13 protein-coding genes are annotated in these 16,477 nt (G+C 72.2%); 5 read left to right on the forward strand and 8 right to left on the reverse strand.

Annotated elements, in window-relative coordinates:
• Positions 1-15 precede the first annotated feature (15 nt).
• Entirely contained in the window at positions 16-1,812 is a 1,797-nt protein-coding gene (locus RIN75_RS02460) for a gamma-glutamyltransferase (protein WP_309110066.1), read from the forward strand.
• Positions 1,813-1,904: 92 nt separating this feature from the next.
• Here the strand turns inward: RIN75_RS02460 and RIN75_RS02465 are convergent, their stop codons facing one another.
• The gene (locus tag RIN75_RS02465) at positions 1,905-2,231 is read right to left on the reverse strand and encodes a hypothetical protein (RefSeq protein ID WP_309110067.1); all 327 of its coding nucleotides are present in this window, start codon (positions 2,229-2,231) and stop codon (positions 1,905-1,907) included.
• Between the two features lie 161 nt (positions 2,232-2,392).
• Here RIN75_RS02465 and RIN75_RS02470 point away from each other — a divergent pair, with 161 nt between their 5' ends.
• Positions 2,393-3,325, forward strand: coding sequence for a sensor histidine kinase (locus RIN75_RS02470; RefSeq protein ID WP_309110068.1), 933 nt, complete (start codon positions 2,393-2,395; stop codon positions 3,323-3,325).
• A complete protein-coding gene (locus tag RIN75_RS02475) occupies positions 3,207-3,851 on the forward strand; it encodes a response regulator transcription factor (RefSeq protein ID WP_309110430.1) in 645 nt (214 codons plus the stop codon). Before RIN75_RS02470 ends, RIN75_RS02475 begins: the two co-directional genes overlap by 119 nt.
• 200 nt (positions 3,852-4,051) lie before the next feature.
• Here the strand turns inward: RIN75_RS02475 and RIN75_RS02480 are convergent, their stop codons facing one another.
• Positions 4,052-4,426: a hypothetical protein gene (locus tag RIN75_RS02480; RefSeq protein WP_309110069.1), complete on the reverse strand. Its 375-nt coding sequence runs from the start codon at positions 4,424-4,426 to the stop codon at positions 4,052-4,054.
• A 390-nt stretch (positions 4,427-4,816) separates the two neighbouring features.
• Here RIN75_RS02480 and gmd point away from each other — a divergent pair, with 390 nt between their 5' ends.
• Positions 4,817-5,806 carry a GDP-mannose 4,6-dehydratase gene (gene gmd, locus RIN75_RS02485; protein ID WP_309110070.1) on the forward strand — a complete coding sequence of 330 codons (990 nt, stop codon included), beginning with the start codon at positions 4,817-4,819 and terminating at the stop codon, positions 5,804-5,806.
• A gap of 61 nt (positions 5,807-5,867) precedes the next feature.
• Positions 5,868-7,178 (forward strand): hypothetical protein, encoded by a 1,311-nt coding sequence (locus tag RIN75_RS02490; protein ID WP_309110071.1) that lies wholly within the window; start codon positions 5,868-5,870, stop codon positions 7,176-7,178.
• On the opposite strand, the gene RIN75_RS02495 is transcribed toward RIN75_RS02490, so the two are convergent.
• The 6 genes from RIN75_RS02495 to RIN75_RS02520 form a co-directional block, all read right to left on the reverse strand.
• Entirely contained in the window at positions 7,175-8,701 is a 1,527-nt protein-coding gene (locus RIN75_RS02495; protein WP_309110072.1) for an acyltransferase, read from the reverse strand. The two genes, RIN75_RS02490 and RIN75_RS02495, sit on opposite strands and share 4 nt — an antisense overlap.
• A gap of 43 nt (positions 8,702-8,744) precedes the next feature.
• Complete coding sequence (locus RIN75_RS02500; RefSeq protein ID WP_309110073.1) at positions 8,745-9,866, reverse strand: acyltransferase; 1,122 nt, start codon at positions 9,864-9,866, stop codon at positions 8,745-8,747.
• A complete protein-coding gene (locus RIN75_RS02505; RefSeq protein WP_309110074.1) occupies positions 9,863-10,825 on the reverse strand; it encodes a hypothetical protein in 963 nt (320 codons plus the stop codon). Before RIN75_RS02505 ends, RIN75_RS02500 begins: the two co-directional genes overlap by 4 nt.
• On the reverse strand, positions 10,818-11,447 hold the full coding sequence (locus tag RIN75_RS02510; RefSeq protein WP_309110075.1) for a hypothetical protein: 630 nt from the start codon (positions 11,445-11,447) through the stop codon (positions 10,818-10,820). The genes RIN75_RS02505 and RIN75_RS02510 overlap by 8 nt, the downstream gene beginning before the upstream one ends.
• Positions 11,448-11,542: 95 nt before the next feature.
• Positions 11,543-15,208, reverse strand: a complete 3,666-nt coding sequence (locus RIN75_RS02515; protein ID WP_309110076.1) for an FkbM family methyltransferase — start codon at positions 15,206-15,208, stop codon at positions 11,543-11,545.
• Positions 15,201-16,346: a hypothetical protein gene (locus tag RIN75_RS02520; RefSeq protein ID WP_309110077.1), complete on the reverse strand. Its 1,146-nt coding sequence runs from the start codon at positions 16,344-16,346 to the stop codon at positions 15,201-15,203. Before RIN75_RS02520 ends, RIN75_RS02515 begins: the two co-directional genes overlap by 8 nt.
• Positions 16,347-16,477 lie beyond the last annotated feature (131 nt).

Genomic DNA, 16,477 nt, shown 5'->3' on the forward strand with positions numbered 1-16,477 from the left:
CGTAGGTTGTGGCCCGTGTTCACCACCCGACCCGAACTCGTCGGCACCCACGGCATGGTCGCCTCCACGCACTGGCTCGCCTCCAGCGCGGGCATGGCGGTCCTGGAGGACGGCGGCAACGCGTTCGACGCCGCGGTGGCGGCGGGCTTCGTGCTCCAGGTCGTCGAACCGCACCTGAACGGGCCGGGCGGCGAGGTGCCCGTGCTGTTCGCGGCGGCCGGCGAGTCGACGCCGCGGGTGCTGGCCGGGCAGGGCGTCGCGCCCGCCGGGGCGACGGCGGAGCACTACCGGTCGCTGGGCCTGGACCTGGTGCCGGGCAGCGGGCTGCTCGCGGCGACCGTCCCGGGCGCGTGGGACGGCTGGCTGACCCTGTTGCGCGACTACGGCACCAAGACGCTGCGCGAGGTGCTCGACCACGCCATCGGCTACGCCCGCGACGGATTCCCGCTGCTGGAGCGCGTGTCGGCGATCGTGGACACGGTGTCGGACCTGTTCCGCGACCACTGGACGTCCTCCGCCGCCCTCTGGATGCCCGGTGGCGCCCCGCCCAAGCCCGGTTCCCGCTTCCGCAACCCGAAGCTCGCCGACACCTGGGAGTGGCTGCTTGCCGCCGGCGAGGCGGCCGGGTCGGACCGCGAGGCCCAGATCGAGGCGGCGCGGCGGGCGTGGTCACAGGGGTTCGTGGCGGCGCAGGTCGACGAGTTCTGCAAGACCGCGTTCCGCGACGAGTCCGGCCGCGACCACGCGGGCGTGCTGACCGGCCAGGACATGGCGTCGTGGCAGGCGACCTACGAGGACGCCGTCGCGGTGGAGTTCGGCGAGTGGACCGTGGCCAAGGTCGGCGGCTGGTCGCAGGGACCCGTGCTGCTGCAGCAACTGCTGCTGCTGGAAGGTTTCAGCGACCGACTGTCCTATGTGGACGGTGTGCCGACGGCGGAGACCGTGCACATCGCGGTGGAGTGCGCCAAGCTCGCGTTCGCCGACCGGGAGGCCTGGTACGGCGACACCGGCGAGGTGCCGCTGGACGTGCTGCTGTCCCGCGAGTACGCCGCCGAACGGCGCAGCCTGGTCGGCGACACGGCCTCGATGGAGCTGCGGCCCGGTTCGCCCGGCGGGCGGGAAGTCCTGCTGCCCGAGCACATCCGGGCGGGCCACGCCGCCGCCGGCCGGGAGCGCGGCGGCGGCGCGCTGGGCGAGCCGACGGTCGAGCGGACCGGGGTGTCGCGCGGGGACACCGTGCACGTCGACGTCGTGGACCGGTGGGGCAACATCGTCTCGGCCACCCCCTCGGGCGGCTGGCTCCAGTCCTCGCCGACCATCCCGTCGCTCGGGTTCTGCCTGGGCAGCCGGGCGCAGATGTTCTGGCTCGACCAGGGCCTGCCGAACTCGCTGGTGCCCGGCCGCCGGCCGCGGATCACGCTGTCCCCCTCGCTGGCGCTGCGCGACGGCCTGCCCGCGCTGGCCTTCGGCACCCCCGGCGGCGACCAGCAGGACCAGTGGCAGCTGGCGTTCTGGCTCGCGCACACCGCGGGCGGGATGAACCTCCAGGAGGCGATCGACTCGCCGATGTGGCACACGAACGCGTTCCCGAGTTCGTTCGCGCCACGGGGCTGGACGCCGGGCGAGCTGGTCGCCGAGACCAGGATGGGCACCGCGGCACTGGCGGAGCTGAGCGCGCGCGGCCACCAGGTGGTCGAGGCGGGCCCCTGGACGCTCGGCCGCATGTCGGCCGTCGCCCGGGACGCCCGCGACGGCTTCCTGCGGGCCGCCGCCAACCCGCGCGGCAACCAGGGTTACGCGGTCGGCCGCTGACGGGAGGGGTTCCGGTGGGGGACGGGGTTGGAACGGCCCCGACCCGAGGGGGAGGGGGCCGGGACCGTTCCGGCTCTAGGGGTGCGGCGGGCTCAGATGCCCAGGCCGGTGTCGATGTGCGACGTGGCGTTGTCCTTGCCGTAGCCCAGCATCGAGGCGACCTGCTGGGCGTCGAGGTCGGTGACGACCGCCTTGACGTCCGGCTGCTGCTGGTTGACCAGCTGGAACTTGCCGTGCGGGTCGTCGGTGTCGACGCTGGCGAGCTTGCCGACGCCGCCGACCTTGCCCAGTTCGGTGTCGAGAGTGGGGTCGCTCTGGAGGTCCACACCGGACGCGTGCGCGGTGCCGCCCAGGCCGAGCATGACGGCGGTGCTGCCGAGGGCGACAGCGGCCCCCGAGATGGTCTTCCTGAGGTTCATGGGCGGGAAAGTTTCGTAGTTCGGGTGTCCGGTTCAAGCTCGCTAACTCCAGCGAGTGGATTTCTTCACCCGTCCCGGTGGCGCGTACGTCGGCTGACGTATGCCGGACGCCCGCCTGCGGACCGATGTCCCGGGCGGTCTCCCTCCCGTACGGTCGGCTCGTGGATTGGCTGGCGTGGGTCTGGTTCGCGGCGACGTTCGTGCCGCTGCTCCTGCGTCGCCGCTTCCCGATCGCGGTGGTGGCCGTGACCGGGGCGTCCACGTGGCTGTACTACGTGACCGGGCACTGGGGTCCGCTCATCGCCGCGCCGGCGATCGCGCTGATGTCCCTGGGCCGGGTCCGCAACGCCGAGCGCCGGGACCGCCAGGTGGAGGAAGAGCGGTTGCGCATCGCGCGCGAGGTGCACGACGTGGTCGCGCACAGCCTCGCCATGATCAACGTCCAGGCCGGGGTCGCGGCGCACGTCGCCGACCGGCGCCCGGAGGAGGCCGTGAAGGCGCTCAAGGCGATCAAGGAGGCGTCCGGCCACGCGCTGGAGGACCTCCGCGCGACCCTGGGCGTCCTGCGCACCGGCGAGGGCACCGCCCCCGTGCCGTCGCTGGCCAGGCTCGACGAGCTGGTCGGGCCGGTGCCCAAGGCGCGCGTGGTCGGCGAGCCGGGCGAGCTGCCCGTGCCGGTCGACGCCGCCGCGTACCGGGTGGTGCAGGAGTCGCTGACCAACGCCCTGCGCTACGCGCCCGACGCCACGGCCGTGACGATCACGTTCACCCGGTCCGACGACGCGTTGACCCTGTCCGTCCGCGACGACGGGTCGGGCGCGCCGGGCGGTCGGCAGGGCGCGGGCACCGGGCTGCGGGGCATGCGGGAACGGGTGGAGGCGCTGGGCGGCCGGTTCGACGCCGGTCCCCACCCGGAGGGCGGGTTCGAGGTCCGTGCGGTTCTGCCGTGGGAGGGCAGTCGTGATCAGGGTGCTGCTGGCCGACGACCAGGTGCTGGTCCGGGCGGGTTTCCGGCTGCTGCTGGACACCGAGGACGGGTTCGAGGTGGTCGGCGAGGCGGGCGACGGGGCGGAGGCGGTCCGGCTCGCGCATGAGCACCACCCGGACGTGGTGGTGATGGACATCCGGATGCCCGGCACCGACGGCTTGGCCGCCACCCGGCAGGTGAAGGCCGAGCTGCCGGACGTGAAGGTCCTCGTGCTGACCACGTTCAACGTGGACGAGTACGTCTTCGAGGCGCTCAAGGGCGGCGCGTCCGGGTTCCTGCTCAAGGACACCGACCCGGTCGAGCTGCTGCACGCCCTCCGCGTCGTCGCGGAGGGTGACGCCCTGCTGGCCCCGAGCGTGACCAGGCGCCTCGTCGAGGAGTTCGCCGCCCGGCCCGAGCACCGCCGCCCCGACCCGGCCGCGCTGCGCGAGCTGACCGCCCGCGAGCGGGAGGTGCTGGTCCTGGTCGCGGGCGGGCTGTCGAACGAGGAGATCGCCGATCACCTGGTCATCAGCCCCGCGACGGCGCGCACGCACGTGTCCCGGGTGATGACGAAACTGGGCGCCCGGGACCGGGCGCAGCTGGTCGTGCTCGCCTACGAATCCGGATTGGTGACACCGCGCAGGGCATAACCGGATGGTATGAGCAATTGTTATCGCCGCGGTAACCGGGCGTATTGGTCGCGTCGGACGCAACATTGTCTTGTGCGCAGTGAAAGGGTGCATATTCTCGTCACGCAAGGCAAGCGAAAGTCCACGAAAATGTACGCTCAGTCACCACGACGAAGAGCCCCGCGTTCTCCACGCGGGGCTGCGCAACTGTTGCGTGCTGCCTAGGCGATGGCGCCCGGGGGCAACTTCAGCTTGAACGGCAGCGTTGTGACGACGGCCAGGTCGGACGCCGTCCGCTTCATCAGCGTCGGCGCGTTGCGCGTGCCCGGCTCCGGCAGGTCGAGCAGCCGGTCGACCGCCTCCACGAGCGGACCCTCGTAGATCCAGACCGCCTGCGCGCCCCGCGTCGAGTCCCGAACCGCAGGTAGACGCCCCGCGCGGGCCTCGGTCTCGGACCAGAACAGGATCGAGTCGATGAACCCTCTGCGCTGCTTGAACGCCATGATGCGATCGAGCTGCCCGTCCTCGTCCCGGAGGTGGAGGAACTGGAAACCGCTCTCGCGCAGCTCGATCACCTTGCTCAGTGCGAGATCCATGACGCACCTACCTCTGTTGTGAGGTCCCCTAGCAGGCACAGGTCGTGCGACCCGAAAAAGATCGTACGGCATTCGCACAATCCCCCATAGGGCCTAGGTGGACGTTGTTGTCCCAATGGGCGGGTGGCTCCGGTCGGTTTTCTGTACGGACCGCAGCACCCGAACGGTTCGCACGGAAAATGCGACCGCTCCCAAAGTGACCAGGCTCACAGCGAACCACATGGCCGCTCTCCGGGTTCATCGGGTGGTTCGGGGTCACCTCTACAGACGCCGCGCATGGCGCGGGGGTTGCCGCGGCGGGCCATGATCCAACCCCTACCTCGGCGAATCCGCCGCATCGGGTGAGGGGGCGCGGGTAAGCGGGCCGGCCGCGCGTGGCATCCTTGCGCGGTGGCGCGTGCATTGATCACCGGTATCACCGGTCAAGACGGCAGGTATCTCGCCGAGCTGCTCAACAGCAAGGGCTACGAGGTGTTCGGCCTGGTCAAGGGGCAGAACAACCCCCGGGTCGAACTCATCCAGCAGGAGTTGCCGTTCGTCGAGCTGGTGTCCGGCGACCTGCAGGACCTCCCGAGCCTGGTCGCGGCGCTGGAGCAGACCCAGCCCGACGAGGTCTACAACCTCGCGGCCATCTCGTTCGTGGCGCTGAGCTTCAAGCAGGCCGAGCTGACCGCGAACGTCACCGGCCTGGGCGTCCTGCGGATGCTCGAGGCCATCCGCATGGCGGGCGGCAGCCAGAACAACCCGATCCGCTTCTACCAGGCGTCCAGCTCGGAGATGTTCGGCAAGGTCCGCGAGACCCCGCAGCGCGAGACCACCCCGTTCTACCCGCGCTCGCCCTACGGCGTGGCCAAGGTGTTCGGCCACGACATCACGGTCAACTACCGGGACAGCTACGGCCTCTACGCCTGCTCCGGCATCCTGTTCAACCACGAGTCCCCGCGCCGCGGCCTGGAGTTCGTGACCCGCAAGATCACCAACGCGGTCGCGCGCATCAAGCTGGGCCTGCAGGACACCCTCGTGCTGGGCGACCTGGAGCCGCGCCGCGACTGGGGCTTCGCCGGTGACTACGTGCAGGCCATGTGGCAGATGCTGCAGCAGGACGAGCCCGACGACTTCGTCATCGCCACCGGCAAGACCCACCGCGTCCGCGACTTCGTGGCCGCCGCGTTCACCCACGCCGGCATCGAGGACTGGGAGAAGCACGTCACCCAGGACCCGCGCTTCTTCCGCCCGGCCGAGGTCGACCTGCTGGTCGGCGACGCCACCAAGGCGCACGAGAAGCTGGGCTGGAAGCCCGAGGTCGACTTCGACGGCCTCGTCGCGATGATGGTCGAGAACGACATCGAGGTGGAGTCCCGCAAGGCCGGCCTGGCGTGACCCGGGCCGCCCCGCGGCGAAACCGGCTCACCCCGTGACCGCGCCCCATTACCCTCACGGGGTGAGCACCGACCAGGCGGAGTCCTCGAAGCGGACCACGACGTCCCTCCCGGCCCTGCCCGAGTCCTTCCTGCCCGTCGAACACGCCCTGTACCGGCCGCGGCACAGCGCCCGCCAGCGCACGGCGCGCTACGCCGCGGTCCTGTACTTCTTCCTGCCCCTGGCCATGCTCGCGGTCGGCCTGCGCCCCGCCGAGTTCGAGAACCGCAAGCTGGCCGAGTTCCCGTCGATCACCGACGGCTGGGGCTTCTTCACGGGCCTGGAGAAGTGGGCAAGCGACCACCTCCCCCTCCGCGACCGCGCGGTGGCCGCGGCCGATGGGATCAGTCGCGGCATCTTCGGCGAGGCACCGAAGTTCGAGCGCCCCCAGGGCCCGGTGGGCCCGGTCCAGACGACCCCGCCCAAGGACCCGTCCCTGGACAAGCCGGAGCCGACCGCGTTCGTCCCGGTCGTGGAGGGCAAGGACGACTGGCTGTTCCTCGGCTCGGACGTCAAGCACGCGTGCCGGCCGCTCGTGCCGCAGGCGGACACGCTCGCCCGCATCGAGCAGCTGCGCACGGCGGTCGAGGCGTCCGGCCGGAAGTTCATCCTCGCCGTCGCGCCGAACAAGAGCACGATGGTCGCCGACTACCTGCCTTCCCGCTACTTCGGCAAGGACTGCGCCCAGACCGCGCGCGACCAGTTCTGGCGGGACATCGTCACCAACCCGAGCACGCTCGACCTGCGGCCGGGGCTGCGCGAGGCGGAGAAGCGCGAGGGCCGGTCGGCGTACTCCAAGACCGACAGCCACTGGACGCACGACGGCAGCCTCGTGGTGGCCGAAGCGGTCGCCGAGGCGGTCGAGCCGGGCACCACGAAGACGTGGCAGACCAAGCAGGTGGCCACGCACGACCGGCCGGGCGACCTGTCGGCGCTGCTCGGCCGCCAGACCACCGACCCGGTCCCGAACTTCTCCATCGCGCCGGACGGCGACAACGGCCGCGTCATGCCGCCCCCGTTCGGCGACCGCGACCCCAAGCACCTCACCCAGGACCCGGGGCGCGGCGTGCTGTCCATGAAGGCCGGCGTGGTGGGCGACTCGTTCGGCTACTACTCGGCGCCCTACGTGGCGGCGGCGTTCACCGACGTCCGCATCCAGCACGTCGAGGGCGCCGCCAAGGACCCGCACGCCCTGGGCCGGCTGCTCGCCGAGACCGACGTCGTCGTCGTGATCGCCGCCGAGCGCAACCTGGTCGGCGGCGTGTACCCGATGTTCCGGCCCGCCGCCGTCGAGGCGATCTCGGCGGAACTGGCCGCGAAGCCGCGGCGCTAGCGGCGGTCCCGGTTCTCCCGGGCCCGCTCCGCGAGCAGGGACTGGACCGTCACGGTGGCGTTGCCGTCGTTGCGGCGCCGTCTTCGGGGCTCCGGCGGCTCCACCACCGCGTCGATGACCTGCGTCGGGTGCTCGACCGGCGGGGCGACGCGGCGGGGTCCCCGGATCTCGTCGGTGCGTTCCTCCGGGGCCTCGTCCAGCGCCACCGCGCGGGCGACCGGACGCTCGCGAGCGTCGTCGTGGTCCGGCCACTCGACCGGGTCGTCGCGGACCTCCACCCGGGCCTCGTGGACCTCGGTCCGGTCTTCCCCGGTCCGGTTGTCGCGCCGTTCGGCGGCCTTGGCCTGCTCCGCCCGCAGTTCGGCCAGTCCCCGCTCGACCTCGCGCGCCACCGCCTCGGGCCGGGGCGCCGCAGGCCTCGGTCGGGACAGCTTGCGGGCCAGCACGTGGCTCGGCCGTTCCACGAACCGGTAGCTGACCTCGACCGCGCCGAACGTCGCCGCGACCGCCACCGGGATCGCCAGCGCCAGCGGCACGGCCGGCCGCAGCAGGTCCAGGGTCGCGAACGCCACCAGCCCGTGCAGGAGGTAGATCGAGTAGCTGCGCTCGGACAGCGCCACCCAGATCCGGCGCTCCTTGAGCTTCGGCTCGGCGAACATCCCCAGCAGGAAGAACAGCACGGCGCAGGCCAGGGCCAGGCTGTAGGACCGGTCGAGGCGGCCCATGTCCGGCTCGTCGGCGAACACGTAGAGCACCCAGGCCAGGCCGCCGAGGACACCGCCCAGCCACAGCGGGATGCGTTTGGCGGTCGTCGCCCAGACGATCATGCCCAGGATCGGGATCGGCAGGTAGGACACGTTCACCGAGAACAGGAACCACGACGTCCCGAACTCCCGCGCGCTCATCAGCACGACGAACACCAGGGTGAGCTGGACCAGGATCGCGAACCACACCCACCGCCGCAGCACGGGCAGCAGCAGCACCAGCAGCGCGTAGAAGATCAGTTCCACGATCAGCGTCCACGCGACGCCGACCAGCGCCACCTGCGGGACGATCACGTAGTTGATCACCAGCATGTTGGTCAGGATCGTCCACCAGGACAGCTCCGGCCGCTGCCCGGTCAGCGGCTCGACGCCCAGCCACAGCGCCAGCGCGGTCAGCAGCACCACGAAGAACATCGGGATGTAGACCCGGATGAGCCGGTTCACCGCGAACCGCCGCTGCCCCATGCGCATCGCGATCGGCGTCACCACGAACCCGCTGACCAGGAAGAAGAACGGCACGCCGATCTGGCCGATGCCCTGCGCGCCCATGTGCATCGCGTCGCTGCTGACCGAGTCGACGGCGTCGATGACCGGCGTCGGGCCGACCTCGCGCTTGGCGACCCACTGCTCCGCGATGTGGCTGTAGAAGACGAGGAGAGCCGCCACGGCGCGGCCGATGTCGATGAACGCGATGCGCGTCTTCTGCTCGGCGTCCAGGGGTCCGCCCCTCTCCAGTCGCCCCCGAGTGACTGTCAGCACCGGAGCGTAACGGAACGGACTCGGACGCTTGGCCGATTCGGACCTAGCCCACTCGGCCGGCCTCCCGCCGCTCGCGGTGGCGGCGCTCCCACTTGCGGATCGCGCGGTCGGCCGGCGCTTCCACGAACCGGTGCATCACCTCGGTCAGCAGGGCGACCGACACCAGCCCGAGCACGACCAGCAGGGTGCCGTCGACGTGCGGCAACAGCAGTTGGAAGAGCGGGTACATGGCGAGCATGTGCACCAGGTAGACCGCATAGGTCCGCTTGGCCCAGTTCTTGATGAACGCCGACCGGCACACCGGACCGTCCATCCGCACCAGGAGCACCGTGAGCAGGATCGCGATCAACAGGGTGCGCGGGATCGCTTCGCCCATCCCCGCGTAGCGGTACAGCTTGTCCACCCACACGACCACGGCGAAGTGCGCGGCGCCGATCGCGGTGCCCACCAGGGGGCTGATCTTGCGGGAGTGCACCAGGGACACCAACTGCCCGATGCACAGCAGCGGCAGGTAGCCGATCAGGCCGCCGATCTGGCCGAGCGCGGGGACCTCGAGGTCGAAGGTGGACAGGATGACCACGAAGCACAGGGGCGCGGCGGCCAGCGGCGGGATCCAGGGCTTGCGGCGCAGCACCGGGATGGTGGCGGCCACGTAGGCGTAGAAGCCGACCTGGATCAGCAGCGTCCAGGTCACGCCGATCAGGATCACCGGCGGTTTGATGAAGAACGCGGCGAGGACCATGTTGCTGAACAGGTCGCCGATGCCCGCGGCGGCCGGCTCGACCGTCGAGTAGTGGGCGCCCAGCTTGAGGGCGATCCAGGAGACCAGCGTGACCGCCCACAGCAGCGGGATCAGCCGGACGACCCGCCGGCGGAGGAACTGCCCGGGCGCCTCGCGGTCGGCCACGTGCGTGACCACCACGCCGCTGACCACCAGGAAGATCGCGACGCCGAGGAAGTGCATGTCCTCGTTGATGTGCAGCGGTCGCACGATGGCGTGCTCGGTCCACGAGACCAGCCACAGGTCCCGGTCGTAGACGCGGAACCACGCGATCAGGTGGGTCAGCACCACCGCGCACGACCCGACGACCCGCAGCAGGTCGAGGCCGTGCATGTAGTTGTCCTTGCGCGCGGCGGTCACGGGCCGCTCCGCGGTCGCGGTCACGCCGACCACCCCACCCTCCGGTGCAGAGCTTCGGCGGCCGCGCCGGTGGCGGCCACGGCGACCGGCAGCGCGAGCGCGAACGGCAGCGCGGCGAGCAGGCCCAGCACCGGGTACCCGACGACGGGCACCGCCAGGGCCAGCGGCCACGCGCGATCGGCCACCCACCGAACCGGCCGGGTGGCGGCGAACGCCTCGCCGCGCGGCAGGGCGATCAGGAACAGCAGGGCCGCCACCACCCCGCCGAGCGGGCGCCAGAACCCGGTGTACTCCGGGAACAGCAAGTCCGAGGGCACGGTGAGGGCCAGGCACAGCACGCCGAGCGCGACCCCGTGCGCGGCGGGCAGCCGGTTCGCCCGGAACAACCAAGAGAGCTGGCCGAACGCGAGCAGCGGCACGAGTGCCGCCGCCGCACCGGCCGCGCGCGCCGCCGCGGACCCGCCGTCACCGCCCAGCCACCCACCCACCAGGGCGATCACGCAGGCGACTTCCAGCAGCACGAACACGGCCAGCACCGGGTGCACGCGCAGCAGCGGCAGCACCGCCGCGGTCAGCGCGGTGAACAGCAGGACCGCCCCGACGGGTGCGGCCACCGCGACGTCCACCAGGGGTTGCGCCCCGACCAGGAACAGCACGCCGCCGAGGGCAGCCGCGGCCACCAGCGGCACGGCCGCCCGGACCAGGAGGGCACGCCGGCCGGTGCACAGGGCGCCGGTGATCGCGTACCCGGCGATCAGCACCAGCAGGGCGGTGCCCAGGTACCCGAAGTCCTCGCCGAGCCCGGTCGGCTTGTTCAGCCAGGCCCGCACGACCGCGACGAACTCGGGAGTCGAACCATGGCGGCTCGGCCACAGGCCGGCCAGGTAGCTGTAGGCGACCAGGCACACGCCGGCCGCGGTGGCGACGCGGAGGCCGGGCGTGGTGAGCGCCGGGGCGCGGGTGGGGGTGGCGGTCTCAGCCATGGGCGGGCAACGCCTTCGTCTGCCGCTCGAGCAGCCCGTCGAACGCGGCCAGGCCGTCCGGGGACTTGGCGTCCCACTGCAGCCGCACCAGCAGGTCGCCGTTCGAGTAGTGCGCGCGAGCGGTCGGCCGGGTCGGCTCCTCGGACCCGGCGGGCGTCGACACCGCCCTGGTCACGCCGTGCACGGCGGGCCTGCGCTCCAAGCCCCACCGGAGCTGCACCTCGTCCAGGCGGTCGGCGGCCCGGCGCGCGGCGTCCGGGTCGGCCATCCGGACCACGGCGGCGATCACCCGTCCCTGCGGCAGGTCGGAGCCCATCGTGAGCCGCGCGGGACCGGCGCCCTCCTCGGTCAGGATCGCGATCTCCGCCTCGTGCAGGAATTCCAGCCGGACCAGGTCGGGGAGGGCGCGGACGCCGGCGTCCACCCCGGGGTGCGCGTGGAAGTCGCCGAGGGCCAGCACCAGCGGGTCGTCGGCCATCCGGCCGGCCTCACCGGTCGGTGCCACGTTCCACGCGCTCGCCGGCACCGGCTTGCCCCACACCGCCCACGCGCTGACGCACACCGCCGCGAGCACGACGACGACGAGCAGCGAACTCAGCTTCGAGGCGCGTTCGTCCGCCACTCGACCCCCCTCAGGACCAGATCAAGGCGCACGCGGAAACCGGCGCCGTCGGGATTGTCGCGATCCCGACGGCGCGCGTTACACGTTTCTGCTGATCAGAGTGGGCGAAGCCACAGTGTGACGAACTTCGTCCCCGACTCGTTGGCGATGGCGACGAGGTCCTCGTCGGCGTGGTCGCCGGACACCGGGCCACCTTCGAGGACCGGGGCCGGGGCGTAGCCGAGCTTGCGGTAGCCCAGCAGGACCTCGGTCGGGTCGTCGCCCAGTTCCGCGATCGCGTCCGGCGCGAACTCGCACACCACGTGCGGCCGGTCGCGGTCGAGGATCGCGGTCAGGCCGGCGATGGCCCGGTGGTCGCGGCCCTGGAGGTCGACCTTCACCAGGGAGACCCGGCGGTCCTGGAGTTCCGGACGGCCGTCCAGGCGCACCGCCGGGACGACGACGCCGCCCGCCGTGCCGTCGGACAGCTCGTGGGCGCGGTGGTCGCCGCTGTTGTCGCCCTCAGGCACCAGGCGGATCTCGGTGTCGGTGTCCCACGCGGCGATCGGGAGGACCGTCACCAGGTCCGCCGCCGCCGGCGGGAGGTTCGCGGCCACGTTGCGGCGCAGGTAGTCGGCGTTCACCGGGTTGGCCTCGACCGCGACCACGGACGCGACGCCCGACGAGCGCTGGAGCAGGCGCAGCGAGTGGTAGCCCACGTGGGCGCCGACGTCCAGGAACGTGCCGTTGCCGACGAGTTCGGCCATCAGGTCGGCCTCGGACTGCTCCCAGCTGCGGTAGTAGGCGAGCCACGGCAGCATCACGCGGTCCACGGGCAGCAGCAATGCGCCGGCGTCGCACACCACGACGTCCGCGCCTGCGGGCACTGGGGCGTGCTTGAGCCGCGCCGCGTCGCGCACCGCCGCGAGGTCCCGGGTCAGGTCGGCGATCCGCTGGTCGCGGGCGTCGTGGGCGCGGTCGCGTTCCACGAACATGTCGAAGGACTTGCGCTCGCCCTCGTCCAGGCGCGCGGTCAGCCGGTCCAGGCTGCCGTCGAGCTTGCGCTCCAGGCCCGACAGCGCCTCCTCGACGCCGTCCAGGTCCTTGACCTTGCCCTCGACCGCGGCGAGGCGGGTGCGCACGCCGTTGTCGGCGTAGCGGGCCGCCTGCTGCGCGGTCTCCAGCGCGGACAGGCGGGCGACCACGTCGCTGAGCGTGCCCTCCACGCCGTCCACGATCGCGCCCATCACCCGGCGCTGGTGGACGTCGTAGTGGTCGATCGCGCGCAGCACGGCCTTGCGCAGCGCGGGCGCGAGGGGCGTGCGGGACGCGGTGCCCGCGTCGGCGCGCCACAGCAGGGCCTGGCGGGAGTCGTGCAGCGGGCGCAGCGGGTTGTTCACCCCGGCGGCCGGCGCCACGCCCGCGCGGGCGGTGGTGCGCTTGTCGTAGGCGAGCTTGAGCTGCTCGCGCATCCACTCGGCGCAGTTCGCCATCGAGCGGGTGCGCAGGATGTGCTCGCGGGCCGCGCGGCCGCGCCGGTCCGCCTCGGCCGGGTCGTCGGCGACCTCCCGCATGGCGCGCGCCGCCGCGTCCAGGTCGGGGTCGGCCCACAGCGAGGTCGCCTCGTACGGGTCGTTGCCCTTGCCGACCGGGACCAGCTCGTACGGGATCGGCCAGCCGGTCGTGGCGTCCACGAACTCCGCGGTGCTGGAGTAGTCGGTGGAGATCACCGGCATGGCGCGGGCCATCGCCTCGGCCACGGTCAGGCCGAAGCCCTCGCTGCGGTGCAGCGACACGTAGGCCATGCTCGACGCGTACAGGTCGTTCAGCTCCTGCACGGTCAGGTACTTCTCGACCAGCTCGACCCGCGGGTCCTCCATCGCGCGGACCCGCAGCCGCTCGGCCACGTCCGGGCGCTTGTTGCCGTTGATCGCCTTGATCACCAGGCGGACGTCGTCGCGGCCCGGGAACGCGCGCTGGAACGCTTCCAGCACGCCCCAGGGGTTCTTGCGCTCGCCGATGCTCAGGAAGTCGAACGCGAACAGGAACCGGACCGGGTCACCGGGCTTGCGGGCCGGGCGGTCGACCTCGCCCGGGTCGCGCACCGGCATCGGGATCGCCTTCACCGGCTTGTCGGTGTGCTTGGCGATCGCCTCGCGGCAGAACTCGCTGATCGTCCACACCTCGTCGACGAGGTGGAACGCCGAGTGCATCCAGCCCGGGAACTCCTCCAGCTCCCACGCCCACAGGCCGATCCGGTACCGGTGGTGGCCGACGTGCGGCCGGTTCTCCAGCACGGCCTGCGTCTGGTCGGCGTTCACGCACAGCAGCGTGATCGGGTAGTGCGGGTCGCCCTTGGTGCCCGGCTCCGGCATGCCGGTGCGGCTGGACACCAGCCGGTCCTCGACCACGGAGCTGATCGGCACGCCGGCGCGGGCGATCGCGTCGTGCGCGATCCGGCCCAGCTCGCCGACGCCCAGCTCCGCGGTCAGGTAGCCGACGACGTTGACGCCGAACTCGTCACCCGGCTCGGCCGGGTCGACCGGCTCGCGGGGCAGCGCCCAGTCCGGCAGCGACTCCTCGGTGACCCCCGAGGTCTGGCACCACGCCCGGAACGGCTTGGCGTCGCGGCCGTGCGGGCGCGGGAACGCGGTCTTCAGGTCCGGCCGGCCCTCCCACACGGCGGCGGTGAGGCGGTTGAGCACGGTGCCCGCGGGGGCGTCGTCCGGCGGTCCGGCCAGCCACTCGCGCAGCGCCCGGCCACCGTCCGGCCCGAAGGCGTGCGGCGGCAGCGGGTCGCCCTTGCGCTCGGCCTTCACCCACGCCTCGCGGAACAGGGTCCGCACGGTCGGGGTGACGCGGGTGCCGTCGGCCATCTTCGCGAAGCCGTACGGGATCGACTCCAGCGACTCGGCGTACCCGTTGTCCTGCAAGGACTTCCGGTACGAGTCGCAGAGCTGCTTGACCACCGGGTGCTCGGACAGCACCACGCGCGGCTTGGCCGGCGTGTGCACCGACAGCAGCCACGGGCGCTCCGGCCGGTAGCCGGAGAAGTGGAAGAACCGCAACGGTTTCCCGTCCGCGGTGAGGTTGCCGTCGGCGTCCCGCGCGACGGGGCGCTCGTGCACGTTCCAATAGGCGACGTTGAACCCGGGGTCGCGCAGCACGTGGTTGTCGAACAGCGCGGGCACCTGGTCCACCCACCGCTGGTCGGTGAACAGCTGCTTCTCCGGCGCCACCACGGCGTCGTGCCGCAGCCGCTCGGCCCAGAAGTCCAGGAACGGCTCCGAACCCGGACCGGTCGCCACGAAGCCCAGGTTGAAGATGCCCGAGCCCATGATCACGGCTTCGCTCGGGTCCTTGCCGTCGCGCGGCAGCGGGCGCAGGTGGTGCGGCGTGAGCACGATGCCGTGCGCGGACGCCAGCTCGGCCAGCTCGGGCATCGGGGCGAACACCTCGATGTCCGGGTCGAGGTAGATCACCACGTCCGAGGTCTTGCGCTGCTCCCGCAGCAGGTACGGCTTCACGGCCGTGGCCAGCTCGGTGACGTTGTAGGAGGTCGCCATCCGGAGGTAGTCCTCGGGGTCGATCCCGAACGCCTCCGGGCCGACCGTGCGCAGGCGGCCCTGCGTGGTGCCGGAGTCGCGCGGCGCGTCGATCACCGCGATGACGAAGTCGTGGTCCTCGTGGTGCGCCAGGTAGGAGGCGGCGAGGACGCGTGCGGCGGGCAGGTAGTTGCGCGCGACCACGGTGCACGTGGTCACGGTGGGGCGGTCAGCCATCGGCCTTGAGCACCTTCAGCTGGGCGTCGAGGACTTCCTTGAAGCCCTTCTGGGCGGCGGCCAGGTTCGGGGCGGCCACGTCCACGCGGACGATCAGGCCTTCGCTGCCGTAGTGGCCGCGGACCCGCGCGTTGCCGCCGTTGGCGGCGTCGATCTGGCCCGCCAGGACGGTGGCGGGCGCCTCCGCGAACGGCGTCATGCTGTTGCCCAGCTGGATGTCGTGCAGCGCCGTGGCGGCGGCGTTGGCCGCGGTGGCGTCGGAGGCCTCGACGATCAGGATCACGCCCGTCGCGCCGCCGTCGAGGGTGAACTGGGCGAGCTTGGCCTTGCCCGCGCCCGCGGTCGTGTAGGCCTGGACTTCCGAGTCCAGCAGGTACTTCAGGTTCGGGACGGCGGAGAACGCGGTGACGTTCTTGTTCTGGTTGACCTTGCCGGAGAACTTGCCGATCGGCATCGGGTCCGGCGGCGCGCTCGGCGTGGTGCTGGTCGACGTGGTGGACTGCGCGGTCGTCTGGTCGCCGCCGGCCGTGGGCGACGAGCCGTCGCGGCCCCAGATCATGTACGCGCCGAACGCGATGCCGGCGAGCAGCACCACGGCCAGCACGATGCCGATGACCTTCTTCTTGCCGCCGCCGCTGTCCTCGTCGAAGACCTCGGGCCCTTGGGCGATCCAGGACGGGTTCGGGTCGCTGTACCCGCCGAAGCCGTCACCCGAGCCCCACGGCGTGCCGCCGGCGGGAGCACCACCCTGGGCGCCGCCCGGCCAGCCCGGCTGGGCCTGCTGCGGGGGCATGCCACCGGGCGGCGTGACGGGGCGCACGTACTGGGTGCGGTCCGAGTCCACGGGCGGGCGGACGCCTCCCGAAACCACCTGGGTGGCGTCCGGGTTGGCGGGCTTGCCGCCCTGGACGACCTGGGTCGCGTCCGGGTTGGCCGGCTGCTGCTGGGGCGGGGTGGCCTCCCACCGGAACGGCGGGGCGAACGGGCTCTGCCCCTGCTGACCCTGGGGCTGCGCCGGACCGCTGCCGCTGCTCGCGGAGGCCAGCAGCTCGTCCCGGCGACGGCGGTAGTCGTCGGCGCTGATCCGACCCTCCGCCAAGGTCCGGTCGAGTTCCGACAGCTCGTCTTGCCAAGACATCCCTGCTCCTCCAGTGTCAGCGCGCGAGCGCCATTGTGACGCATGGCCGTCGTGGGCCCACCGGGATCGGTCACTTGTGATCCGGTCGTTGCCGCTGTGCGGTTCGGTCACGTGGTATGGACCGGTGCGGG

Source organism: Saccharothrix sp. (assembly GCF_031180885.1).
GTDB lineage: Bacteria > Actinomycetota > Actinomycetes > Mycobacteriales > Pseudonocardiaceae > Actinosynnema.

What these genes read in the sequence shown, in the direction of transcription:
- RIN75_RS02465 (WP_309110067.1), bottom strand. Translation starts at nt 2,231, where the DNA reads ATGAACCTCAGGAAGACCATCTCGGGGGCCGCTGTCGCCCTCGGCAGC.
- RIN75_RS02480 (WP_309110069.1), bottom strand. Translation starts at nt 4,426, where the DNA reads ATGGATCTCGCACTGAGCAAGGTGATCGAGCTGCGCGAGAGCGGTTTC.
- RIN75_RS02505 (WP_309110074.1), bottom strand. Translation starts at nt 10,825, where the DNA reads ATGGCTGAGACCGCCACCCCCACCCGCGCCCCGGCGCTCACCACGCCC.
- RIN75_RS02515 (WP_309110076.1), bottom strand. Translation starts at nt 15,208, where the DNA reads ATGGCTGACCGCCCCACCGTGACCACGTGCACCGTGGTCGCGCGCAAC.
- RIN75_RS02520 (WP_309110077.1), bottom strand. Translation starts at nt 16,346, where the DNA reads ATGTCTTGGCAAGACGAGCTGTCGGAACTCGACCGGACCTTGGCGGAG.